A 22,713-nucleotide genomic window follows, 5' to 3' on the forward strand; every position below is an offset into this window, starting at 1 on the left:
TCTCATGCGTTTTCGGTAACGCTGACGATAAGACGAAGCTGCGTTTCACATTCCGACATGGTCAGGCAAAATTTTCTTCTGGCAGCTGGCGACCAGCCACGAGCCGATGGCATGTTTGCCGCTTCCTGGAATCCCAGCCCGTTACGCGAAACAGACCGCCAACCGAAAGACCGTCGCATGCCGCATGAGTCCAGTGCCCGATTCCGAGCCGCAACAATCGCCGACGTGGCTCTGGTTCGCGACATCGTCCACGCGGCCTATTCGAAATGGATTCCGGTGATCGGACGCGAGCCGAGCCCGATGAAAGCCGACTACGACGAGGCGCTGCAAAAGCACCAGTTCACGCTGCTTTACCTCGACACCGAGATCGCTGGCCTGATCGAGACGATCCTGGAAAACGATCATCTGTGGATCGAGAATGTCTGTGTAGTGCCGGCTCAACAGGGAAAGGGGCTCGGCAAGATACTGCTCCATCATGCCGAACAGGCGGCCCGGCAGGCCGGCCACAACGAAACCCGCCTGCTGACCAATGCCGCATTCGAGGCCAACATCGCGCTCTACCAACGGCTGGGTTACGTCATCACCGAACAGGAACCGTATATGGGAGGCACCACAGTCTATATGCGCAAACATCTGGCGCTGGATCTCTGAGCCGATCCGCCTCCCGAGCCCCCACATGAAACGCGTCTTGATCACCGGCATGTCCGGAACCGGCAAGTCGGCCACGGTCAGGGAACTGGCAGCGCGTGGTTATGCGGCTTACGATCTCGATACGCCGGAATGGTCTCACTGGATCGACGCCGCTCCCGACGACACTCTGACACCCGAGGACGGCAAGGACTGGGTGTGGCAGGTCGATAAGGTGCGGATGCTGCTTTCCCAGCCGCGCGAAGCCATGCTCTTCGTCAGCGGCTGTGCCGAGAACATGGGGGAGCTTTTTCCGCTGATCGACACCGTGATCCTGCTCACGGCGTCGATCGATACGATCATGCGACGGGTGTCGGCTCGGACGTCAGGCGGTTATGGCCATGCCGAGAGCGAGCGTGCCAAGATTGCCGAACTGGTCGAAATGATCGAGCCCCTGCTTCGCGAGTCCGCCGATCATGAGATCGATTCGAGCGGTCCGGTCGAAGCAACCGTCAATCAGATTCTGCAGTTGGCCTAGTTGCCGCTTTTATACCCGCTACACGGAGCGTGTCACACCACCATCGACGCGGATGTTCTGGCCCGTGATGTAGCCGGCGGCGTCGGAAGCGAGGAAGGCGATCGTGGCGGCGATCTCCTCGCTGGTTCCGTAGCGCTTCAAGGGTACGCTGTCGCGTCGCTCCTCGGTGGCCGGCAAACTGTCGATCCAGCCCGGCAGCACATTGTTCATGCGGACGTTGTCGCCGGAATAGGCCTCGACGAAAATCTTGGTGAAGGAAGCAAGACCTGCGCGGAACACCGTGGACGTCGGAAACATGGGGCTCGGCTCGAAGGTCCAGGCGGTCGAGATGTTGATGATGGCGCCGGCCTTCTGCTGCTGCATCACCGGCGTCACCAGCCGCGTCGGGCGGATGACATTCATCAGATAGGTGTCGAGGCCCTTGTGCCAGTCCTCGTCGCTGATCTCGAGGATCTGCGCACGCGGGCCGTGGCCGGCGCTGTTGACCAGCACATCGATGCGTCCCCACGTCGAAACAGCAAGATCGACCAGCCGGCGTAAATCCTCGTTGGACTGGTTCGAGCCGGTGACCCCGACGCCGCCGAGTTCCTTGGCCAGCGCCTCGCCCTTGCCGGACGATGACAGGATCGCGACCTTGTATCCGTCCGCCGCCAGCTTGCGCGCCGCGGCAGCACCCATGCCGCTGCCACCTGCGGTCACCATCGCCACCTTTTGAACCGTCATAACCATCTCCTGTCCGATACGACCGGGCCGAGAGGCCCTGCCATGCTTCCATCTGTGATAACATCAGACGGCGATAAGCAAACCCAGGCAAGAGGCAAGTTCGGCAGGGCCAGGTTGGAGAATAAAGGGCGGACAGGATTCACGTACCAACACGCATGCGACGTTATCCGCCGTAAGCGCGCGTTGACAGCGTGGCCCGGCCAAGCCTAAATCCGACAAAGACGGTCTCTTCCCTTCACCGGGAGGAGCGAAGAGGGAATGCGGTGCGAGGCGGCAGCCTCAATTCCGCGGCTGTCCCCGCAACTGTGAGCGGCGAGCCAAGGCCGATAGCCACTGGGATTTCCCGGGAAGGCGGCACCAAGGCACCGACCCGCGAGCCAGGAGACCTGCCGTCTAACCAGAATCCCAACGCCTGGCGGGTGTCCCGGGCAAGGAGCCTGATTTGGATTGCAACGGCAGTTTTTTGGCTGAGACGGAGAGTGTGGCAGCGGACGTGGGGACCGCGCCGGTCACCATTGTCGTGTGCTCGTCCTGTCGTGACGAAAACGGCTCCGACGCTCATCCTCGCGCCGGCGCGCTGTTGGCCGAAGCCACCCGCGCCGCAGCCCGAGACAGCGGGACCATCGAAGTCCGCACCGTCGAGTGCCTGGGCAATTGCAAGCGCCGCCTTTCGGCTGCGCTGCTGCGCGACGGTTGCTGGAGCTATGTCTTTGGTGACCTGACCGCCGAATCAGGCTCAGACCTCGTCACCGGTGCAGAACTCTTCGCCACATCGCAGGACGGCCTCATCCCATGGCGTGGTCGCCCCGATTCTCTCAAGCGCGGCCTCGTCGCGCGCATTCCTCCCCTTGCCATGCTGAAGGAATAGACATGACCGCTTCCGTTTCCCGTGTGCCCTGCACCGTCGTCACCGGCTTCCTCGGCGCCGGTAAGACGACGCTGATCCGCAACATCCTCGAGAACGCGAAAGGCAAGCGGCTGGCCCTCATCGTCAACGAATTCGGCGATGTCGGCGTCGATGGCGAGATTCTGAAAGGCTGCGGCGTCGACTCTTGTCCTGAGGAAAACATCGTTGAACTCGCCAATGGCTGCATCTGCTGCACGGTCGCCGACGACTTCGTGCCGGCGCTCGACCAGATCCTGGCACGCACGCCGAAGGTCGACCACATCCTGATCGAAACCTCCGGTCTCGCATTGCCGAAGCCACTGGTGCAGGCCTTTCAGTGGCCAACGGTGAAGAACCGCGTCACCGTGGACGGCGTCGTCGCCGTGGTTGATGGCCCGGCTCTCGCCGAAGGTCGCGTTGCCTCGGACATGGATGCGCTCGCCGCTCAGCGCGCGGCCGATGGTACGCTCGACCATGACGACCCGGTCGAGGAAGTGTTCGAAGATCAGGTCGCCTGTGCCGACCTGATCATCCTCTCCAAGAACGACCTGCTGGACGAGGCCGGCGCGGCGCGTGCCAACGCCGTGCTGAGCGAGCATGTCGCGCGCGCCGTCAAGGTGGTGCCGACCGCACAGGGCAAGGTCGATCCGTCCATATTGCTTGGGCTCGGCCTCGCCGTCGAGGACGACATCGAGAACCGCAAGAGCCATCATGACGGCATGGGCGACCATGAACACGATGACTTCGATACGTTCGTGGTCGAGATCCCTTCCGTTGCCAATCCGGAAGATCTCGCCCGCCGTGTCGCGGAAGCCGCGGACAAGGAGAATGTGCTGCGCGTGAAGGGTTTCGTCGAAGTGGATGCGAAGCCGATGCGACTTCTCCTGCAGGCGGTTGGACCGCGCGTGAACCACTATTATGATCGCGCCTGGACGGCGGAAGACGAACGTCGCTCGCGGCTGGTGGTGATCGGGCTGAAGGGGCTTGACCGCCCGGCCATCGAGAAGATCCTGGTAGGATAACCTTGCACATCCTGACCACCACCTCCGCTTCGCTCGACGACATCGCCGAGCCGGTCGACCTGCGCCAGCAGCCGGCGGAGATGGTGGCGCTGTCTTTCACGGACAGCGATCTGGCCGGACTGGCATCCGCCTGGCAGACGGACGCCAGCGCCTTGCCGTCGATGCGGCTGGCGGCGCTGCGTGACCTCCGTCATCCCATGTCCGTCGACCTTTGGATCGACAGCGTCGCGCAGCACGCCAAGCTGATCCTGGTGCGCATCCTGGGCGGCTACGACTGGTGGCGCTACGGCTGCGACCAGCTCGCGGCGATGGCCCGGGCCAGGGGTATCAAGCTGGCGCTGCTGCCCGGCGAATCCCATGACGAAGATCCACGCCTCACGGAAGCCTCCACCCTGTCTGCGGACGATCTCAGGGCTTTGCTTGCCTATTTCCGCCAGGGTGGACCGGCCAACATGTCCGCGCTGGTCAGCCGGCTGGCCGGACTTTGCGGCCACGATCGGGCTGTTCTCCCGCCGGTCGAACTGCCCAAAGCAGGGTTTTATCGGCCAGGCGTCGGTGTCGTGGACGATCCAGCTGCCTTCTCCCCGTTAACGGGGAGAAGGTCCCGGCAGGGGGATGAGGGGCAAGAGTCCCCCTCTGCCATGGGGATACCGCCCCTCATCCGCCCCTTTGGGGCACCTTCTCCCCGTGAATGGGGAGAAGGCAACACACCCATCGTCCCGATCCTCTTCTATCGCTCCATGCTGCTGGCAACTGACGCCGCCCCCATCGATGCTCTCGTCGAAGCGCTTGAGGCCCGCGACATCACCGCAGTGCCGATTTTTGTTCCCAGCTTGAAGGACAAAGCCGCTCTCGATTTCGTCGAAAACGCGCTCGCAACGTTGAGCCCCGCCGCCATCATCACCGCCACCGCCTTTGCTTCCGGCGCGGAACCGGGAGCCGAAACCTTGTTCGACCGTGCCGGCGTGCCGGTGTTCCAGGTCATCGTTGCCACCACGCGCCGCGACGCCTGGGAGACCAACCAGCGCGGCCTGGCTCCTGCGGATCTTGCCATGCATGTCGTGCTGCCGGAACTGGATGGCCGTATTCTTGCCGGCGCCGTTTCCTTCAAGGCTGAACAGGAAGCGGATGCCGCGCTGGCTTTCCGCGCTTTCGCCAACAGGCCGGAGCCCGATCGTGTCGAGCGTGTGGCCGACCGTATCGCAGCGCATATCCGGCTTCAGCGGGCACCACCTGCCGAGCGGCGCCTTGTCATCCTCATCCCCGACTATCCAAGCGCACCGGGCCGCACCGGCTACGCGGTCGGTCTCGACGTGCCCTTTTCCGTGCTCGCCATGCTGCACGACCTTAAGGAAGACGGTTATACGGTTGAGAAGATTCCTGAATCTCCGCGGGAATTGCTCGACCTTTTGGAGCGGAGTGGCGAACATCTTGCCGCCAACGAGTATGCTGAGCTCTTCGGTCACCTGCCAGCTGATGCGCGCCAGACGGTGCTCGAAGCCTGGGGCGAAGCTGACGTACCCCATTTTCCTTTCCGCGCCGCCACCTTCGGTAACGTTACGGTAGCTCTGGCGCCGGACCGAGGCCGCTCTGCCGACCGCCGCGCCGACTATCATGATCCGACATTGCCACCGCGCCACGAACTGGTCGCCTTCGGCCTCTGGCTGCAGAAATCACTCGGCGTGCATGCGATCGTCCACGTCGGCGCGCATGGCACGCTGGAGTGGCTTCCCGGCAAGACAGTGGCACTCGGCCAGAACTGTTTCCCCGAAATCGTCACCGGTGCGCTGCCGGTGATTTATCCTTTCATCGTCTCCAATCCCGGCGAAGCGGCACAAGCCAAACGCCGCATTGCTGCGGTCACGCTCGGTCATCTGCCGCCGCCATTGACCGGCGCCGGATTGGACGAAGACCAGCAGGAACTTGAGCGACTGGTTGATGAATACGCCCAGGCCGACGGGCTCGACCGCCGCCGGCGCGACCGGCTGGCGAAGCTGATCGTCGAAACGGCCGCGAAAACCGGACTTGCCTCGGAAGCCGGCGTGGCCAAGACCGATGCGCCCGACGAGGCACTGCGCCGCATCGACGCATGGCTGTGCGATCTCAAGGATTTCGCGGTCAAGGACGGCCTGCACGTCTATGGGCGCGCTCCGGAAGGCGAAGTCGACCCGCTGCGCCTGCAAAGCGCGGCCAACGAGAAAGCGTCGCTGCTCGCGGCCCTCGGCGGACATCATATCAGTGCCGGCCCGGCAGGTGCGCCCGCCCGCGGCCGCACCGACGTCCTGCCAACCGGCCGCAACCTGTTCACCGCCGATCCACGCACCATGCCGACGCCGACCGCCTTCGACCTCGGCAAGGCGGCCGCCGACGAAATCGTGGTCAGCTACATGCAAAGCCACGGCGACTGGCCGCGGGCACTGGTCATCGATCTCTGGGGTTCGGCGTCCTTGCGCACCGGCGGCGAGGAGATCGCGCAGGGTCTGGCCCTTATGGGCTGTCGTCCGCAATGGGACGCCGCCACCGGTCGCGTTACCGGCATCGAAGTGCTGCCGCCAGCGACGCTCGGGCGGCCTCGTGTCGACGTGACCTGGCGGATTTCCGGTCTGTTTCGCGACATGTTCCCGACCCAGATCGCCCTGATCGATGCGGCGTCGCGGGCGGTCGCCCAGCGCGATGAGGATGACAGCGAAAACCCGCTTGCAGCGGCAACGCGCGCGGCAGGCCGGGTCGAGCCGCGCATCTTCGGCTCCTCGCCCGGAACCTATGGCGCCGGCCTCGAGGCGATGCTTGCCAGTGGCGAATGGGACCGCCGCGAAGAGCTTGGCCGTGCCTATCTCGAAGCCGCTTCGCATGCCTATGGTGGGGCCGAAGGCGAAGGCTCCGCCGCACCCGGCGCTTTCGCCGGCCGCATCGCGGAGGCCGATCTGCTGGTCCACACCGGCGATGATCCGGGCCGCGACATCCTCGAGGGCTCGGCCGACGTCGCTTTCATCGGCGGCTTCTCGGCGGCCCTTGCCGCACTTGGCAAAAGCGCTGACATCATCGTGCTCGACACCACGGATCCCGCGAAACCAAAGCCACGCTCCGTATCGGAGGCGGTCACGCGGGTGGTACGGGCCCGTGCCATCAACCACCGTTTCATCGAGGGCCAGATGCGGCACGGGCCGCGCGGCGCCTCGGAATTTGCCGAGACGGTCGATCGCCTGATCGGCTTCGCCGAGACCACACATGCCATTGCCGGCAATCTGATCGGCGCCGTGCACGATGCTTATCTGGGTAACGAGGCGGTGCGCGCGTTTCTGCTGACTGAGAACCCACAAGCCGCCAAATTCATCGCCGAGCGCTTCCAATCGGCCCGACGGCGCGGTCTCTGGCATCCGCTGCGCAATGCGGTTGACGACGATCTTGCCGCGTTGATCGCCGAGGCCGAAGGCCATACGCCAAAAGGAGCGGAGGCGGCGGAATGAACGCCCTCCAGCGCCGCGGTGCCTGCCCTGCCTTGTCAACGCCGATGCAAACTGGTGACGGGCTGCTGGTGCGCCTCAACCCGGTTGCTGGAGGGCTTTCTCCCAAAGCCCTGATCGGGTTGTCGGAATCCGCTGCCCGCCACGGCAACGGCATCATGGAGATCACCGCGCGCGGCTCGATCCAGATCCGCGGCCTGACCGCTGCAAGCGCCAGCCAACTGGCAGCGGACGTGAATGCGCTGAGCATCGCCGTGCGAACCGGCGTCCCTGTCGAAACCGGCCCTCTGGCCGGGCTGGACAGTCACGAGATTGCCGACCCCCGCCCACTGGCAGAGGCGATCCGCGGCGCGATCGAAAAAGCAGACCTGGCTGGCAAGCTCGGGCCGAAAGTGTCCGTCGTGGTCGATGGCGGCGGCGCTATCGGCCTGGATGCGATCCTGGCCGATATCCGGCTTGTCGCGGTTCAGGGCGGCGGCAATGCAAGATGGCATCTCTCCACTGGCGGGACGGCGATCACTGCGCGGCCGCTGGCACTGCTGGATGAAGCGGACGCATGCGATGCCGCTTTGCTGATCCTACAGGCCATCGCCACAAGGGGGCGTGAAAGTCGTGCGCGTGATTTACCCGTGCCTTTGGCATTTGCAACGTCCCCGGCCGGCAACGCTGCAACGCTATCTGAACGACGTCGCTCAACCGATTCTATTCCTATAGGAATCCTTCCTCTCGCCAGTCACGCACATGCCGTAGGCATCGCCCTGCCCTTCGGCTCGATGCCTGCGGAATCGATCGCTAAACTCTGCTCGGAAGCAGCCGCGCGCGGCACCGACGAAATCCGTCCTGCACCACGACGCGTACTGCTGTTCCTGGGCCCGACCAAAGAAGCCTGCACCGACTTGCAGCAAGCGGCCAGCACGCTCGGCTTCGTGACCGACTCCACCGATCCCCGTTTGCACATAGCGGCCTGCCCGGGCGAGCCTGCTTGCGCCTCCGGCAGGATCGCCACGCGCGAGATCGCCGAAACGGTTGCCTCCAACCATGCCGGCTTGCTCGACGGTTCTTTCACCTTGCATATTTCCGGCTGCGCCAAGGGCTGCGCACACCCCGCGACCGCAGCACTGACCTTGGTCGGCGGCGAAAACGGAGCCGGACTTGTCGTGGACGGGACGGCGAAGGCCCTTCCGCCCCGATACAGCCCGCGATATGAAGCCGCGCGCGGTCTTGGCCGCGTCGCCGCGCTGGCCGGCAGTGCCTGGCACGACAACGAAACCGTCGCCGCCTGCCTTGCCCGGCTGGGCGAAGCGGCGATCACCGAAGCCTTCGGCAGATTGGGTACGGATTGAGTATGGCGGCCTACGACTACATCCATGACGGCAATGCCATCTACGAGCGCTCCTTTGCGATCATCCGCACTGAGGCCGACCTGTCACGCTTCTCGGAGGCCGAGGCCGACATCGCCATCCGCATGATCCATGCCTGCGGTCAGGTCGAGGCGGCTCCGCACTTTGTCTTTTCACCCGATTTCGCCACCGCCGCGCGCAATGCGCTCAAATCAGGTGCGCCGATCCTGTGCGATGCCGAAATGGTGTCGCATGGCGTCACCCGCGCCCGCCTGCCGTCCGGAAACGACGTGATCTGCACGCTGCGCGATCCGCGTACGGCCGATATCGCCAAGGCGATCGGCAATACCCGTTCGGCCGCCGCAATCGACCTCTGGACCGACCGGCTCGAGGGCGCGGTGGTCGCCATCGGCAATGCGCCGACGGCATTGTTTTATCTCCTGGAAAAACTGCGCGACGGTGCGCCGAAACCGGCCGCGATCATCGGCATGCCGGTTGGATTTGTCGGTGCTGCTGAATCCAAGGATGCACTGGCCGAGAATTCCTATGGCGTACCGTTCGCGATCGTGCGCGGGCGACTGGGCGGCAGCGCCATGACCGCTGCGGCACTGAATTCGCTGGCGAGGCCCGGCCTGTGAGCGCGCTGGCAAAAGGCCGCCTCATCGGAGTCGGCACCGGCCCCGGCGATCCGGAATTGATGACGCTCAAGGCCGTTCGTGCGCTGGCCGAGGCCGATGTCGTGGCGCATTTTTCCAAGCGCGGCGCCAACGGCAATGCCCGCACCATTGTCGGCGCACATTATCGGCCGGACTGGATCGAATTGCCGCTGGTCTACCCAGTCACGACCGAAATCGACAAGGATAGTGACGACTACAAAGCGGCGATCACCGGCTTCTATGAAGAATCCGCGATCAAGGTTGCCGAACATCTCGACCAGGGCCGCACCGTCGCTATCCTCTCCGAAGGCGACCCGCTCTTTTATGGTTCCTACATGCATCTGCATGTGCGTCTCGCCCATCGCTACCCGACCGAAGTCATCCCGGGCGTCACGGCCATGTCCGGCTGCTGGTCGGCCAACGGGCTGCCGATCGTGCAGGGTGACGATGTGCTGACCGTCCTGCCTGGTACCATGAACGAATTCGAATTGACGCGCCGCCTGGCCGATACCGACGCTGCCGTCATCATGAAGGTCGGCCGCAACCTGCCGAAGATCCGCCGCGCGCTGGATGCCACCGGCAAACTCTCGCGCGCCGTCTATGTCGAACGCGGCACCATGCCGGGTTCGGTCTCGATGCGATTGCAGGACAAGCAGGACGACAAGGCACCCTATTTCGCCGTGGTTCTGGTGGCAGGCTGGTCCGGGCGCCCGGAGGCAAGCCTGTGAGCGGCCGTCTCTTCGTCATCGGCCTCGGTCCCGGCAATGCAAACCAGGTCACGCCGGAAGCGAACCATGCGGTCGCCGACGCTGAGTTCTTCTACGGCTACAAGCCCTATGTCGACCGGCTCGAGCTGAAACCGCACCAGACCCGGATCGCTTCCGACAATCGCGAGGAACTGGCGCGTGCCAAGGAAGCGATTGTCAAGGCAGCCGAAGGCCATGCAGTGGCTGTCGTCTCCGGCGGCGATCCAGGTGTTTTCGCCATGGCTGCCGCGGTGTGCGAGGCGATCGAGGACGGTCCGGCCGAATGGCGTGACATCGACCTGCAGATCGTTCCGGGCGTCACCGCCATGCTCGCCGTGGCGGCCCGCGCCGGCGCGCCGCTCGGCCATGATTTCTGCGCTATCTCGCTGTCCGACAATCTGAAGCCCTGGGATCTGATCGAGCTCAGATTGCTTGCTGCAGCGGGCGCCGGTTTCGTGATTGCCCTCTACAATCCGATAAGCAAGGCTCGCCCCTGGCAACTTGGCCGCGCCTTCGAGGCACTTGCCGCTATATTGCCCGGCACCACGCCGGTGATCTTCGGTCGCGCCGCTGGTCGTCCTGACGAGCGCATCGAAGTCGCTTCGCTGGCTTTCGCCAGGGCCGAAATGGCGGATATGGCAACCTGCGTGATCATCGGATCGCCCGAAACCCGTATCATCAAGCGCAGCGGCAAGCCGGCGCTGGTCTACACACCGCGCTCGGCGACGGGACGCAGAGAATGATCGACCATGGCAAGCAGCTCCGGGATACCTGGCGCCGAAGGCACCGTCGGCAAAACAGGCCTGCGGATCATAACCACCTCGACACCAAGCGCTCGCGCCGCGGCGATCTTGCCATAAGTTGCCCCGCCACCACTGTTCTTGGAAACGACGACGTCGATGCGGTGTGCGATCAGCAATCGACGCTCATCTTCCTCGCGGAAGGGTCCGCGTGCCAGAAGATAGTCGACATGCGGAACGCCGAGCGGCGGCTCGACCGGATCGACGCTGCGCAGCAGATAGTGGTGCTGGGGCGCAGCCTCGAAGGCGCCGACCTCCTGGCGCCCAAGCGCCAGAAAAACACGTCGGGCGGTGAGACCGAGTGCGGCAGGAGCACCCGCAGCATCGTCCACTTCCGTCCAGCGATCGCCTTCCTGTCGTTCCCAGCCGGGGCGGCGCAACGCCAGGATCGGCACACCGGCAAATTGCGCGGCTTTGGCCGCATTGGCCGAAATGCGCGCCGCGTAAGGATGCGTCGCATCGATCAGCAGATCGGCTTTGGTCTCCTTGAGGTAGGCAGCAAGACCTTCGGCACCGCCGAAACCGCCGACACGTGTCGGCACCTGCTGGGCGATCGGGTTTTCGGTGCGGCCCGCCAGCGAAAGGGTCAGCTCGATATCGGGTTTTGCGGCCAACTGGCCGGCCAGTTGCCTGGCCTCGGTCGTTCCGCCCAGAATGAGAATGCGGTGGGACATCATGCCTGCTGAGAAAGAAACACGCGCCGCGCCAGCCTGGCTTGCCGTTGTCGGCATCGGCGAGGACGGTGTAGCGGGTCTGGGCAACGAGGCCAAGCGGCTGATTGCGGAGGCCGAATTCGTCTTTGGCGGCAAGCGCCATTTCGATCTTGCAGGTGCCCTCGTCACCGGCGAGATGCACCAGTGGCCGTCCCCTTTCGATCCGGAGATGGAAGCGGTCCTCGATCGTGCCGGCCGGCGTGTCTGTGTGCTCGCTTCCGGCGATCCCTTCTTCCACGGCGTTGGCGTGACGCTGGCGCGCAAGGTCGCCGCCGCCGACATGGTGGTGGTGCCTTCCCCTTCTTCCCTCTCGCTCGCGGCCTCGCGGCTCGGCTGGGCGCTGCAGGACGTCGAGACGATTTCCCTGCATGGCCGCCCGCTGGACCTGATCCGGCCATTGCTGCATCCTGGTGCCAGGATCCTGGCGTTGACTTCGGACGGTGCGGCACCCGCGAAACTCGCCGCACTGCTTTCAGAACTCGGCTTCAGTCCGTCCAGGCTGACTGTGCTGGAGGCATTGGGTGGTCCGGACGAAGTCGTCCGCAGCGCACGGGCCGGTGATTTCAATCTCAAAAACATCAATCCGCTCAATGTGCTGGCGCTCGAAATTGAATCGGACGCGCAGGCGCGCATCCTGCCCTTCGCCTCCGGCCTTTCCGATGATCTGTTCGAGACCGATGGCCAGATCACCAAGCGCGAAGTGCGCGCCATGACGCTATCCGCACTGGCGCCGCGCCGTGGCGAAGTGCTGTGGGACATCGGCGCCGGCTCCGGGTCCATCGCAATCGAATGGATGCTGTCGCATCCTTCGCTGCACGCCGTCGCCATCGAGGCCAACGCCTCGCGCGCCGAGCGCATCCGGCGCAACGCTTCCGCCTTTGGTGTGCCGGGATTGGCGGTGATCGAAGGTGAGGCACCGGAAGCATTGGCCGGCCTGCCGGCGCCGGATGTCATCTTCATCGGTGGTGGCGGCACCGATGCAGGCGTGTTCGATGCCGCACTGAAGGCGCTGCCGTCTGGCGGACGCTGTGTAGCCAATGCCGTGACGCTGGAGATGGAGGCGCTGTTGGTCGCCCGGCAGGCGGAATTGGGCGGCACCTTGACCCGCATCGCCATTTCGCGCGCAGCCCCCGTCGGCACCATGCAGGCCTGGCGGCCGGCCTTGCCAGTGACGCAATGGAGCTGGATCAAGCCATGATCGTCGCGGGCATAGGCTGTCGCAAAGGCGTCGACACGGCGGGGATTCTGGCGGCGGTGGACGCAGCGCTTGGCAACCATGACCTGGACCGCTCCTCGCTTTCCGCGCTCGCCACCACCGCTTTCAAGCGAGACGAGCCCGCTATCTTCGCCGCAGCCCGGGAACTTGGTCTCGAGGTGATCGTCGTCGAAGGTGTCGGTGTGGACGAAAACACCCTCACCCATTCCGACATTTCCCGCGCCGCTGCCGGCTCACCATCCGTTTCGGAAAGTGCGGCGCTCGCCGCAGCGGGTAAGGACGCGCACCTGCTTGGACCGCGCCTCATCACAGGCGCCGTTACCTGCGCCCTAGCTGTCAGCGGAGGCCCGGCATGACCGTGCATTTCATCGGCGCCGGTCCGGGCGCCGCCGATCTCATCACCTTGCGTGGCGCCAGATTGCTGGCCTCCTGCCCCGTCTGCCTCTATGCCGGCTCGATCGTGGCGCCGGAACTGCTTGATCATTGTGCGCCAGGCACGAAGCTGATCGACACCGCGCCAATGTCGCTGGACGAGATCGAGGCCGAGTATGTCGCTGCAGACAAGGCCGGACAGGACGTGGCGAGGCTGCACTCCGGCGATCTTTCGGTGTGGAGCGCCGTCGCGGAACAGATTCGCCGCCTCGAACGCAATGGCATTGCCTATACGCTCACTCCCGGCGTGCCTTCCTTCGCCGCAGCGGCAGCAGCGCTCAAGCGCGAACTGACCATCCCGGAAGTGGCGCAAAGCCTGGTGCTGACCCGCGTTTCGGGCCGTGCTTCCAAGATGCCGCCGGGAGAAACCTTGTCGGCCTTCGGTCGCACGGGCGCGACACTGGCGATCCACCTCGCCATCCATGCCATCGAGCAGGTCGTGACCGAGCTGACCCCGCACTACGGCGGCGATTGTCCGGTTGCCATTGTCTTCCGCGCCACATGGCCGGACGAGCGCGTCATCCGCGCGACATTGGAGACCGTAGCTGCTGCGCTCGCCGCCGATCCGATCGAACGCACCGCGCTGATCTTCGTCGGGCGCTCGCTGGCAGCCGAGGATTTTGCCGAAAGCTCGCTCTACGATCCCTATTACCAGCGCCGTTTCAGGAACCGGCAATGACGCTTTCCACGACCTTCGAAAAGCTCACCGCCCACAAGCCGCTACTCGAGCCCGGCCACGTCTGGCTGGCAGGCTCCGGGCCGGGCGACCCCAGCCTGCTCACGCTTGAGGTGCTCTCGGCGCTCACCCAGGCCGACGCGCTGGTGCATGATGCTCTGGTCTCGCAGGAGATCATCGCGGTCGCCGAGCAGGCGGAAAAATTCTACGTCGGCAAGCGCGGCGGCCGCTTGTCCATTCCGCAAAGCGAGATCAACACCCTTCTCGTGAAGCTCGCCAAGGAAGGCCGCAAGGTGGTGCGCCTGAAGGGCGGCCACCCTTACGTCTTCGGGCGCGGCGGCGAGGAAACGCTGGCCTTGACCGAAAACGGCATTCCTTATCGCGTCCTGCCCGGCGTAACCTCCGCCTTCGGCGGCCTGACCTCAGCCGGTATTCCAGCGACCATGCGCGGCATCAACGGCGCCATCATCCTGGCGACCGGCTTCGCCGCAGTTTCCGACGACCGTCCGGACTGGCAGGCGCTCGCACGCACCGGCCAACCCATCGTCATCTATATGGGATTGACCCACATGGAAGCGACGGTCGCCGATCTGCTGGCCGGCGGACTGGCATCGGACACGCCGGCGGCGTTGATCGAAAACGCCACGCTGCCGCAGGAACGCACGGTCGTCGCCACGCTCGGCACGCTGGTGGAAGCCGCCGCACGCGAAGCGGTCGTCTCACCGGCACTTATCGTTGTCGGCGGCATCGTCGCCATGCGTGAACGGTTGGCGGGCAAGCCATGAGCGCTAGCGCCATCATCGTCGGCGCGCCACGCTCCGGCTCCGGGAAGACCAGCGTCACCATCGGCATCTTGCGCGCATTGGCAAGACGCGGCGTGCGCGTCCGCGGCGCCAAATCCGGTCCCGACTACATCGATCCCGGCTTCCATGCCGCCGCGACAGGTCTTCCCGGCGTCAATCTGGACAGCTGGGCGATGCCGCCTTCGTTGCTCAATGGCTTGGCGGCACGAGCAGCGGATGATGCCGAACTGGTCGTTCTGGAAAGCGCCATGGGCCTGTTCGACGGCATTCCTTCGCCGGACGGACGCACCGGCTCGGCCGCCGATCTCGCGCGGCTCTACCGATTGCCCGTGCTTCTGGTGCTTGACGTGTCGGGCCAGTCGACGACGGCCGCGGCGATTGCCAAGGGTTTTTCCTGTTACGATCCCAATGTGCGTATCGCCGGCGTCGTGCTCAATCGCCTCGGCAGCGAACGCCATCGCAAACTGTGCGCCGACGCCATCGAAGCGCTCGGGCTGCCGGTGGTGGGTGCGATCCAGCGCGATTCTGCCCTGGCCCTGCCCGAGCGCCATCTTGGTCTCGTGCAGGCTAGCGAACATGACGGCCTGATGTCTCATCTCGACCGACTGGCCGACATGGCCGAAACCTCGCTCAACCTCGATGCGATCATGGCGCTTGCCACACCACTGACACCCGCCGAGGGCAGCTTCGGCGCTGCATTGCCGCCGCCCGGCCAGCGCATCGCGCTCGCCGAGGACGCCGCATTCACCTTCGTCTATCCGCATGTCGCCGCGCATTGGCGCGAAGCCGGCGCCGAGATCCTGCCTTTCTCGCCGCTCGCCGACGAGGCGCCGGATATGAGCTGCGATGTCTGCTGGCTGCCGGGTGGTTATCCGGAATTGCATGCGGGCAAGCTGGCGGCTGCCGGGAAATTCCGTGCCGGTATGCAGCACTTCGCCGCGACAAAACCTGTTCATGGCGAGTGCGGTGGCTTCATGGCGATGGGTGCGGCACTCGAAGACGCTGACGGCGTCACGCATCCCATGCTCGGCCTGCTCGGTCATTCAACCTCGTTTGCCAAGCGCAAGATGAATCTCGGCTACCGCGAAGCCAGGCTGAAGAACGATTGCGCCTTGGGCGCAGCCGGCACGATCGTACGCGGCCATGAATTCCACTATGCAAAGGTGATCGATGCCGGCTCGGACGAGCCCCTTGCCGAGCTTGCCGACGGCCTGGGCAATCCGCTTGGTGTTTCGGGTGCGCGGCGCGGCCCCGTCAGCGGCACCTTTTTCCATGCCATCGCGATGAACCCATGAGCACCACCTCCGCGTCCGGCAAAATGGCCACCGACATCGCGCTGTCTCTGGTCTTTTTCACGCGCCTGCCGTTACCGGTTCTCGATTTTGGCGACCGCAAGCTGGCTGACGCGATCTGGGCGGCACCCGTCGCAGGCGTGGTCGTGGCCGTTATCGGCGCGGCCGTTTTCACGCTGGCAACGAGCCTTGGCGTTGCTTCCGGCCCAGCCGCCGCGCTGGCGCTGGCTGCGATGATATTGTCCACAGGCTCCCTGCATGAGGACGGTTTTTCCGATATCGCCGACGGTTTCGGCGGCGGCCGCACGCCGGAGCGGAAGCTGGAGATCATGCATGACAGCCGCATCGGCGCCTACGGCGCTTCCGCGCTCGGCCTGAGCATCCTTATCCGCTGGAGCGCGCTGGCCGAATTCTCCAATGGCTGGTCCGCTCTGCTTGCCCTGGCCGCCGCCCATGCCGCCTCGCGGGGGTTGCTCGGCGCCTTCCTGCACTGGCTGCCATCAGCCACTGCCGAGGGGCTCTCCTCTCGAGTCGGCACGGTCTCGCTGGGCACCGCGCAGGCGGGCATCATTCTCGGCGCAATTGCGCTGCTTGTGTTGGGCGTTGGCAGTGCCATTGCCGCCGCCGTCCTGCTCGCCCTGATATTTCATGGCTTTCGCAAGCTCTGCCTGCGCCAGATCGGCGGCCACACCGGCGACGCTGCCGGCGCCTTGCAGCAGCTTTGCGAAATCACCGTTCTCATCATCGCATCCGTCGCGCTCACCTGATTCTGTTTCGGAGACAAATCCGTCATGTCCTTCAAATCCTTCGATGAACTGCGCGACGCCTGCCGCAACCTGCCGGCCGGCAACGAGGCCGCTGCCGCGGCAGTTGCCCGCCGCCAGGACACGTTGACGAAGCCGCAAGGCAGTCTGGGCCGGCTGGAAACCATCGCCGCCTGGCTGGCGCGCTGGCAAGGCCGCGACATGCCCAGGCTCGATCGGGTGAAGGTGTTCGTTTTCGCGGGTAACCATGGTGTCACAGCCCAGGGCGTGTCGGCTTACCCTTCCGAAGTCACGGTGCAAATGGTCGCCAACTTCGCGAACGGTGGCGCGGCCATCAACCAGCTTGCCCGCGCAACCGGCTCGGAACTCGACGTCATCCCGCTCGACCTCGACCACTCTACCGGTGACTTCACGCAAGGTGTCGCCATGGACGAAGCGGCCTTTCTCGCCGCCGTCTCTGCCGGCTATGACGCAGTGGATACGGATCTCGATCTCGTCTGCCTCGGTGAGATGGGCATTGGCAACACGACGCCCGCTGCGGCCATCTCCGCCGCCTTGTTCGGTGGCGGCGCCGAGAAATGGACCGGTCGCGGTACCGGCGTCGACGATGCCGGCCTTAAGCGCAAGATCGTTGCCATCGAGGCTGGGTTGAGCCGCCATGCTGCGGCACTTGCCGACCCGCTCAAGGCAGCGGCAGCACTCGGCGGACGTGAACTCGCCGCCATCTTCGGCGCGACGCTCGCCGCCCGTCACCGCAAGGTGCCGGTGCTGCTCGATGGTTTCGTCTGCACCGCAGCCGCGGCCCCCTTGGCCAAGCTGCACCCCGCAGGCCTTGCTCACACCATCGCTGCCCACGTTTCGGCGGAAGCCGGCCATCGCGGCCTGTTGCAGGCGCTTGGCCTCAGCCCACTGCTCGACCTCGGCATGCGGCTCGGCGAAGGCTCCGGCGCCTGCCTCGCCGTCAACCTCGTGCGTTCAGCGCTTGCCTGCCACGCAGGCATGGCAAGCTTCGCGGAAGCCGGCGTTTCGGAAAAATAGCCCGTCGGGCAAGTTGCGGGCCTTTCCCTGGCCGCGGCCGGCTTGGGCCGCGCAGCATTGCCAATTCGCCGATTTTCGGAGAACCTCCGTCGCTCGGGGAACTTTCCCCGTGGCTGAAGCTTTCTGAACTAACGGCAAGCCGACGGCATGGAGTTTCGATGGCGATGAAGCACTTCGCGACCTGCGCGCTCACGGCGGCTCTGGCAATTGGTCTCTCAGCGCCGACTGTCGCCGGCGAAAAGAAGCATCACCACAAGAGGCAGCGTGTCCATCACGAGGAGCGCTACGTGCCGGCCGGACGCAACATCGTCGAAATGCTGTTCGGCGGTCCGCGCTACTACGACAACCAGATGTTCACGACGGCCGCAGGCAATTGCGCCTATCATCGTATTGGCCCTGACGCCAACGCGGCCAACGACATCAACGACCATTATTGCGGGAAGTAGCGGCGCTCGGGGCAAAGAGCACCGTCGCACGTCTTCCAGGCGAATGTTCTCAAATAAGAATTTGATTGGAAAAAGAAAATGGTGGGTGATGTAGGGATCGAACCTACGACCCGCTGATTAAGAGTCAGCTGCTCTACCAACTGAGCTAATCACCCACGCGGGGCTGGTGAAAACCAGCTTGGGCGGGCATATAGCCGCCACTCCCCCTCCTGTCCAGCCCCCGCCGCTTCATTTCCCGACAAATCGATACGGTTCTTTTCGACGCACCTGTTTGCGAGCCGTTTCCCGCTGTTCCTTCACACGAACAGCTTGCCCTCTCCCACCTTCACCGCCTGGCCACCGATACGGGCCGACGCAAGCCGGCCGGCCTCGACATCGAGTTCGAGGCGGATTCGCGACGGCCGCCCCATTTCAAGGCCCTGCTCAATCCAGCAGCGCGTCATGCCATCGCCCGGTTGGTCGAAATGCATGACCGCGCCGGCAAAGGCGGCTGCCGCCGAGCCGGTCGCCGGGTCTTCGTAGGATGGGTTTCCAGGCACGATCATGCGCACATGGAAGGCGCTCTCCTTGTGCACGGTCTCCCGGCAGTAGACATAGGGGCTCGCAAAGGCCCATTCGCTTTTCTTCGGCGCGAGCTGCGCCCACATGTCGTTGTTGAGCCTTGCCCTGGCCGCGGCCTTCAGGTTTGCGACCGGAATGGTCACATAGGGCACGCCGGCGCTGAAGAACGCGACACGGTGATTCTCGAAACCGATCTCGTGCGGCCCGAGCCCCAACGCCGCACCGATCGCTTCGGGGTCGGCGGCAAGCTTGAGTTGCTCCGGCAGTTTCGCAAGGTCGAACTCGGCGAAGGTGGCGCCTTCGCCGCGGCTGACGGCGCAGCGCACCGGCCCTATATTCTCCTCGAGCACGAAGATGGCATCTCCATTGCCTTCTTCCAATTCGGTCAACGCCACGGCACTGCCGACGGTGGGGTGGCCGGCGAACGGCATCTCGTAGTCCGGCGTGAAAATACGGATGCGAGCCCGATGCCGCGGGTTCTCCGGCGGCAGCACGAAAACCGATTCGGACAGGTTGAATTCGCGCGCGATGCGCTGCATGGCATCGAGGTCCAACCCCTCGCAATCCAGCACCACCGCCAGTGGGTTGCCAGCCAGCCTGTCGCCGGTAAAAACGTCGTAGATCAGGTAGTTGCGTGCCGTCATGGCTGAATTCCCGCTCGCCTGTTTGCCAACATGACTGAAAATTAATTTGCTATTGCCCGCACAAAACCTGATGTGTGCGCAAGTAGGGACATTTCGAGCAGCATAGGGGTCCAGCGTGGACCAGACTGTCAAGCGGCCAGAGGCGGACGAGGCTTCCGCCATCAAGGCGTCCCTCAATCTCGATGCACCCGGCACTGCAAGACAGCGCCGGCGCGGCTGGCTTTATGCGCTGCTCGCCATCCTCGTCATAGCCGCCGCCTTTGGCGGCTGGCGCTGGTATGCCGGCACTCCTGTTCGCATCGACTACACCACGCAGCCTGCCGCGCGCGCCGATCTGACTGTCCAGGTTTCAGCCACGGGCACTTTGCAGCCCCTCACCCAGGTCGACATCTCTTCCGAGCTCTCCGGCATCGTCCGCTCGGTCACCGTAGAAGAAAACCAGCAGGTCAAGAAAGGCGATGTGTTGGCTTCGCTGGACACCTTGAAGCTGGAAGTACAGATCGAACGGGCCAAGGCCTCCGCCAAAGCAGCAACCGCCGCTGTTGAAACAGCGCAGGTCACGCTGCGTGAAAACGAACAGAGCCTGTCGCGTACGTCCGAACTGACAAAACGCGGCATGGCCACCCAGCAGGCGCTCGATACCGCGCAAGCCGCACGCGATCGCGCCAAGGCGGCGTTGGACAGCGCGGAAGCCAGCCTCGCGATCGCCAATGCCGATCTGAAGGCGCAGCAGACCGACCTCGCCAAGAGCACCATCTATGCGCCGATCGACGGCATCGTGCTTACCCGTTCGGTCGATCCCGGCCAGACGGTTGCCTCCTCGCTGCAGGCGCCCGTGCTGTTCGTCCTTGCCGCGGACCTGAAGAAGATGGAAGTGCAGGCCGCGATCGATGAGGCTGATATCGGTACCGTCCAGCCCGGTCAGAATGCCCGCTTCACCGTGGATGCCTTCCCGGACCGTCCGTTCAACGCGCAGATCCGTGAAATCGCCTATGCATCCGTCACCACCGACGGCGTCGTCACCTACAAGGCCCGCCTCGAGGTGGACAATGGTGAATTGCTGCTGCGTCCCGGCATGACGGCAACGGTCTCGGTTGTGACCAAACAGGCAAAGGATGCGCTGACGGTTCCCTCTTCCGCCTTCCGCTTCCGCCCGTCCTCTGATGCCCGCAGCCGCGAATTCAGCCTGTTGTCGATGTTCACCGGCCGCCCGAACCGCGGCAACGCCGGGGCCCGTGATCGGCAGCAGGCGCGCGGCCCGGAAGGCACGCGCCGCCTCTACGTTCTGAAAGATGGCCGGCCTCGCCCCGTGGACGTCACCGTGGGATCGACCAATGGCGACCTGACCGAGGTTCTGTCCGGACTGGACGAAGGCGATCTCGTCATCACCGCCGCCCAGCAGCGCAGCTGACCATGACGGGCGCTCCCCTGATAAACTTCGACAAGGTCTGGAAGACCTATGGCGAAGGCGAGGCTCGGGTAAATGCCTTGGCGGGCATCGATCTTGCCATTCCCCGTGGCGAGTTCGTCGCCATCATGGGGCCTTCCGGCTCCGGAAAATCCACGGCGATGAACATCGTCGGCTGCCTCGACACGCCGACCGCAGGCACCTACAGCTTCATGGGCGTGGACGCCGGCCGGCTCGACCGCGGCCGCCGCGCCACTTTGCGCAACCTGCATATCGGCTTCGTCTTCCAGGGCTACAACCTTCTGCCGCGCACCACGGCGGCCGAAAATGTCGAACTGCCGCTGATCTATCGCGGCGTCGCCCATAACGAGCGCCGCCAACTTGCCATGCAGGCATTGGCCGAGGTGGGACTGACCGGACGCGAGCACCACACACCGGCCGAACTCTCCGGCGGTCAGCAACAGCGCGTGGCGATTGCCCGCGCCATCGTCAGCCGTCCAACCCTTCTGGTGGCCGACGAGCCGACCGGCAATCTCGATACGGCCCGCAGCCATGAGATCATGGACCTGCTGACCCGGCTGAACCAGGAACTCGGCCTGACCATCGTCATGGTCACCCACGAGCCGGATATCGCGGCCTATGCCGGCAGAACCATTCGCTTCCTCGACGGTCATGTCGCTTCCGATGCCAGAACAGCGGAGGCAGTCACATGATCTGGGAGACCATCCGTCTTGCGCTACGTTCCGTCCGCCGCAATGCGCTGCGCTCATTCCTGACCTTGCTCGGCATCGTCATCGGCGTGGCCGCCGTCATCGCCATGCTGACCATCGGCTCCGGCACGACGCAGAAGGTCAAGGCAGACATCTCCAAGCTGGGATCGAATCTGCTCGTGGTGCGCTCGGGACGCTTCAATGGTCCCAGGAGCTCCGACACGGTTGCCCGACCGCTCGAAGAGAAGGATGCCGAAGCGCTGTCCAGGCAATTGTCCGGTGCTCGTGCGATTGCGCCCGCCGCGCAAAAGCAGGTGCGCGCCGTCTTCGGCACGGAAAGCCTGGTCACGGGTGTCACCGGCACCGAGAGTGCGTTTCTCGACGCCCGCGACTGGAAACTCGCTACCGGCCGTGCTTTTTCCGAATCCGAGACCCGCTCGGGCACGGGCGTATGCCTGATCGGCGAGACGGTGCGCCAGCAATTCTTCGGTGCCGGCGATCCGGTCGGCGAAGCCATCCGCGTCAACCAGATGAGCTGTCAGGTGATCGGCCTGCTCGAGGCGAAGGGTTACACCGGTTTCGGCCAGGACCAGGACAATGTCGTGTTGATGCCGCTGCATGCCTTTCAGCGGCGCATCGCCGGCAACCGCAATGTCGACAACATCTACGTCGCCGCTGATGAGGCCACGCCGACTTCGATACTCCTGCCTCGTGTCGAGGGCATCCTGCGCGATGCACGACGCGTGCCGCCGGACGGTGAAAACGACTTCGACATCCGCGACATGACGCAGATCGCCGACACGATGGCGAGCGCTACCGCGACCATGACCGGCATGCTGGGCGCCGTCGCCGGGGTGAGCCTGCTGGTCGGCGGCATCGGCATCATGAACATCATGCTGGTATCCGTCACCGAGCGCACCCGCGAGATCGGTATCCGGCTCGCCATCGGCGCGCACGAGCGCCATATCCTCATCCAATTCCTGGTCGAGGCGACGGTGCTGTCCTTGCTCGGCGGTATCATCGGCATCCTGCTGGGCCTGTCATTGGCCGGATTGGCGGCGGTGACGATGTCGATCCCCTTCGCGCCGAGCCCTGCCGTCATCCTGCTCGCTGTCGGCTTCTCGGCGTTGATCGGCATGGTGTTTGGCTTCTTCCCAGCCTTGCGCGGCGCGCGGCTCGATCCGATCGAGGCGCTACGGCACGAATAG

General features: G+C 64.6%; 23 protein-coding genes, 1 tRNA gene and 1 riboswitch. Of the genes, 20 read left to right on the plus strand and 4 right to left on the minus strand.

All coding sequences use genetic code 11. The features are described from left to right. The first annotated feature begins 177 nt into the window (after positions 1-177). Both AO692_RS00760 and AO692_RS00765 read left to right on the plus strand, forming a co-directional pair. The gene (locus tag AO692_RS00760) at positions 178-651 is read left to right on the plus strand and encodes a GNAT family N-acetyltransferase (protein WP_054308434.1); all 474 of its coding nucleotides are present in this window, start codon (positions 178-180) and stop codon (positions 649-651) included. A gap of 25 nt (positions 652-676) precedes the next feature. Further along, a complete protein-coding gene (locus tag AO692_RS00765) occupies positions 677-1,165 on the plus strand; it encodes an AAA family ATPase (protein WP_054308115.1) in 489 nt (162 codons plus the stop codon). Between the two features lie 18 nt (positions 1,166-1,183). Here AO692_RS00765 and AO692_RS00770 read toward each other — a convergent pair whose 3' ends face one another. Next, positions 1,184-1,888, minus strand: coding sequence for an SDR family oxidoreductase (locus tag AO692_RS00770; RefSeq protein WP_054308116.1), 705 nt, complete (start codon positions 1,886-1,888; stop codon positions 1,184-1,186). Positions 1,889-2,093: 205 nt separating this feature from the next. After that, positions 2,094-2,297, plus strand: a riboswitch (cobalamin riboswitch). A gap of 33 nt (positions 2,298-2,330) precedes the next feature. On the opposite strand from AO692_RS00770, the gene AO692_RS00775 reads away from it, so the two are divergent. Genes AO692_RS00775 through AO692_RS00805 form a run of 7 tightly spaced genes read left to right on the plus strand, consistent with a single transcriptional unit; the run spans position 2,331 to position 10,745 of the window. Then, complete coding sequence (locus AO692_RS00775) at positions 2,331-2,756, plus strand: DUF1636 family protein (RefSeq protein ID WP_054308117.1); 426 nt, start codon at positions 2,331-2,333, stop codon at positions 2,754-2,756. Between the two features lie 2 nt (positions 2,757-2,758). After that, the gene (cobW, locus tag AO692_RS00780) at positions 2,759-3,796 is read left to right on the plus strand and encodes a cobalamin biosynthesis protein CobW (RefSeq protein WP_054308118.1); all 1,038 of its coding nucleotides are present in this window, start codon (positions 2,759-2,761) and stop codon (positions 3,794-3,796) included. 2 nt (positions 3,797-3,798) lie between these two features. Next, positions 3,799-7,263, plus strand: a complete 3,465-nt coding sequence (gene cobN, locus AO692_RS00785; RefSeq protein WP_054308119.1) for a cobaltochelatase subunit CobN — start codon at positions 3,799-3,801, stop codon at positions 7,261-7,263. Further along, entirely contained in the window at positions 7,260-8,603 is a 1,344-nt protein-coding gene (gene cobG, locus AO692_RS00790; RefSeq protein ID WP_054308120.1) for a precorrin-3B synthase, read from the plus strand. The genes cobN and cobG overlap by 4 nt, the downstream gene beginning before the upstream one ends. 2 nt (positions 8,604-8,605) lie before the next feature. Then, positions 8,606-9,238 (plus strand): precorrin-8X methylmutase, encoded by a 633-nt coding sequence (locus AO692_RS00795; protein WP_054308121.1) that lies wholly within the window; start codon positions 8,606-8,608, stop codon positions 9,236-9,238. Beyond that, positions 9,235-9,984 carry a precorrin-2 C(20)-methyltransferase gene (locus tag AO692_RS00800; RefSeq protein ID WP_054308122.1) on the plus strand — a complete coding sequence of 250 codons (750 nt, stop codon included), beginning with the start codon at positions 9,235-9,237 and terminating at the stop codon, positions 9,982-9,984. The genes AO692_RS00795 and AO692_RS00800 overlap by 4 nt, the downstream gene beginning before the upstream one ends. Continuing rightward, positions 9,981-10,745 (plus strand): precorrin-3B C(17)-methyltransferase, encoded by a 765-nt coding sequence (locus AO692_RS00805; RefSeq protein WP_054308123.1) that lies wholly within the window; start codon positions 9,981-9,983, stop codon positions 10,743-10,745. Before AO692_RS00800 ends, AO692_RS00805 begins: the two co-directional genes overlap by 4 nt. On the opposite strand, the gene AO692_RS00810 is transcribed toward AO692_RS00805, so the two are convergent. Then, on the minus strand, positions 10,709-11,476 hold the full coding sequence (locus AO692_RS00810; protein WP_054308124.1) for a cobalt-precorrin-6A reductase: 768 nt from the start codon (positions 11,474-11,476) through the stop codon (positions 10,709-10,711). The genes AO692_RS00805 and AO692_RS00810 overlap by 37 nt on opposite strands. 1 nt (position 11,477) lies before the next feature. Here AO692_RS00810 and AO692_RS00815 point away from each other — a divergent pair, with 1 nt between their 5' ends. From AO692_RS00815 to AO692_RS00850, 8 genes are all read left to right on the plus strand, one after another. Next, positions 11,478-12,713, plus strand: a complete 1,236-nt coding sequence (locus tag AO692_RS00815; protein WP_054308125.1) for a bifunctional cobalt-precorrin-7 (C(5))-methyltransferase/cobalt-precorrin-6B (C(15))-methyltransferase — start codon at positions 11,478-11,480, stop codon at positions 12,711-12,713. Continuing rightward, positions 12,710-13,087, plus strand: a complete 378-nt coding sequence (locus tag AO692_RS00820; RefSeq protein WP_054308126.1) for a cobalamin biosynthesis protein — start codon at positions 12,710-12,712, stop codon at positions 13,085-13,087. Before AO692_RS00815 ends, AO692_RS00820 begins: the two co-directional genes overlap by 4 nt. Continuing rightward, positions 13,084-13,842 (plus strand): precorrin-4 C(11)-methyltransferase, encoded by a 759-nt coding sequence (gene cobM, locus AO692_RS00825; protein ID WP_054308127.1) that lies wholly within the window; start codon positions 13,084-13,086, stop codon positions 13,840-13,842. Before AO692_RS00820 ends, cobM begins: the two co-directional genes overlap by 4 nt. Beyond that, positions 13,839-14,624: a uroporphyrinogen-III C-methyltransferase gene (cobA, locus tag AO692_RS00830; protein ID WP_054308128.1), complete on the plus strand. Its 786-nt coding sequence runs from the start codon at positions 13,839-13,841 to the stop codon at positions 14,622-14,624. The genes cobM and cobA overlap by 4 nt, the downstream gene beginning before the upstream one ends. Continuing rightward, positions 14,621-15,937 (plus strand): cobyrinate a,c-diamide synthase, encoded by a 1,317-nt coding sequence (locus AO692_RS00835; RefSeq protein ID WP_054308129.1) that lies wholly within the window; start codon positions 14,621-14,623, stop codon positions 15,935-15,937. Before cobA ends, AO692_RS00835 begins: the two co-directional genes overlap by 4 nt. Continuing rightward, positions 15,934-16,701 (plus strand): adenosylcobinamide-GDP ribazoletransferase, encoded by a 768-nt coding sequence (locus AO692_RS00840; RefSeq protein WP_054308130.1) that lies wholly within the window; start codon positions 15,934-15,936, stop codon positions 16,699-16,701. Before AO692_RS00835 ends, AO692_RS00840 begins: the two co-directional genes overlap by 4 nt. Before the next feature lie 24 nt (positions 16,702-16,725). Next, positions 16,726-17,736: a nicotinate-nucleotide--dimethylbenzimidazole phosphoribosyltransferase gene (gene cobT, locus AO692_RS00845; RefSeq protein WP_054308131.1), complete on the plus strand. Its 1,011-nt coding sequence runs from the start codon at positions 16,726-16,728 to the stop codon at positions 17,734-17,736. Positions 17,737-17,894: 158 nt separating this feature from the next. Further along, positions 17,895-18,182, plus strand: a complete 288-nt coding sequence (locus AO692_RS00850) for a hypothetical protein (protein WP_054308132.1) — start codon at positions 17,895-17,897, stop codon at positions 18,180-18,182. A gap of 79 nt (positions 18,183-18,261) precedes the next feature. On the opposite strand, the gene AO692_RS00855 is transcribed toward AO692_RS00850, so the two are convergent. Continuing rightward, positions 18,262-18,337, minus strand: a tRNA-Lys gene (locus tag AO692_RS00855). A 141-nt stretch (positions 18,338-18,478) separates the two neighbouring features. Beyond that, the gene (locus AO692_RS00860) at positions 18,479-19,387 is read right to left on the minus strand and encodes a PhzF family phenazine biosynthesis protein (RefSeq protein WP_054308133.1); all 909 of its coding nucleotides are present in this window, start codon (positions 19,385-19,387) and stop codon (positions 18,479-18,481) included. Between the two features lie 115 nt (positions 19,388-19,502). Here AO692_RS00860 and AO692_RS00865 point away from each other — a divergent pair, with 115 nt between their 5' ends. Genes AO692_RS00865 through AO692_RS00875 form a run of 3 tightly spaced genes read left to right on the plus strand, consistent with a single transcriptional unit; the run spans position 19,503 to position 22,713 of the window. After that, a complete protein-coding gene (locus AO692_RS00865; RefSeq protein ID WP_054308134.1) occupies positions 19,503-20,798 on the plus strand; it encodes an efflux RND transporter periplasmic adaptor subunit in 1,296 nt (431 codons plus the stop codon). A 2-nt stretch (positions 20,799-20,800) separates the two neighbouring features. After that, positions 20,801-21,508: an ABC transporter ATP-binding protein gene (locus AO692_RS00870; RefSeq protein ID WP_054308135.1), complete on the plus strand. Its 708-nt coding sequence runs from the start codon at positions 20,801-20,803 to the stop codon at positions 21,506-21,508. Further along, the gene (locus AO692_RS00875; protein ID WP_054308136.1) at positions 21,505-22,713 is read left to right on the plus strand and encodes an ABC transporter permease; all 1,209 of its coding nucleotides are present in this window, start codon (positions 21,505-21,507) and stop codon (positions 22,711-22,713) included. The genes AO692_RS00870 and AO692_RS00875 overlap by 4 nt, the downstream gene beginning before the upstream one ends.

Origin of the sequence: Mesorhizobium sp. 1M-11 (genome assembly GCF_001303895.1) — a bacterium.
Classification (GTDB): domain Bacteria; phylum Pseudomonadota; class Alphaproteobacteria; order Rhizobiales; family Rhizobiaceae; genus Mesorhizobium.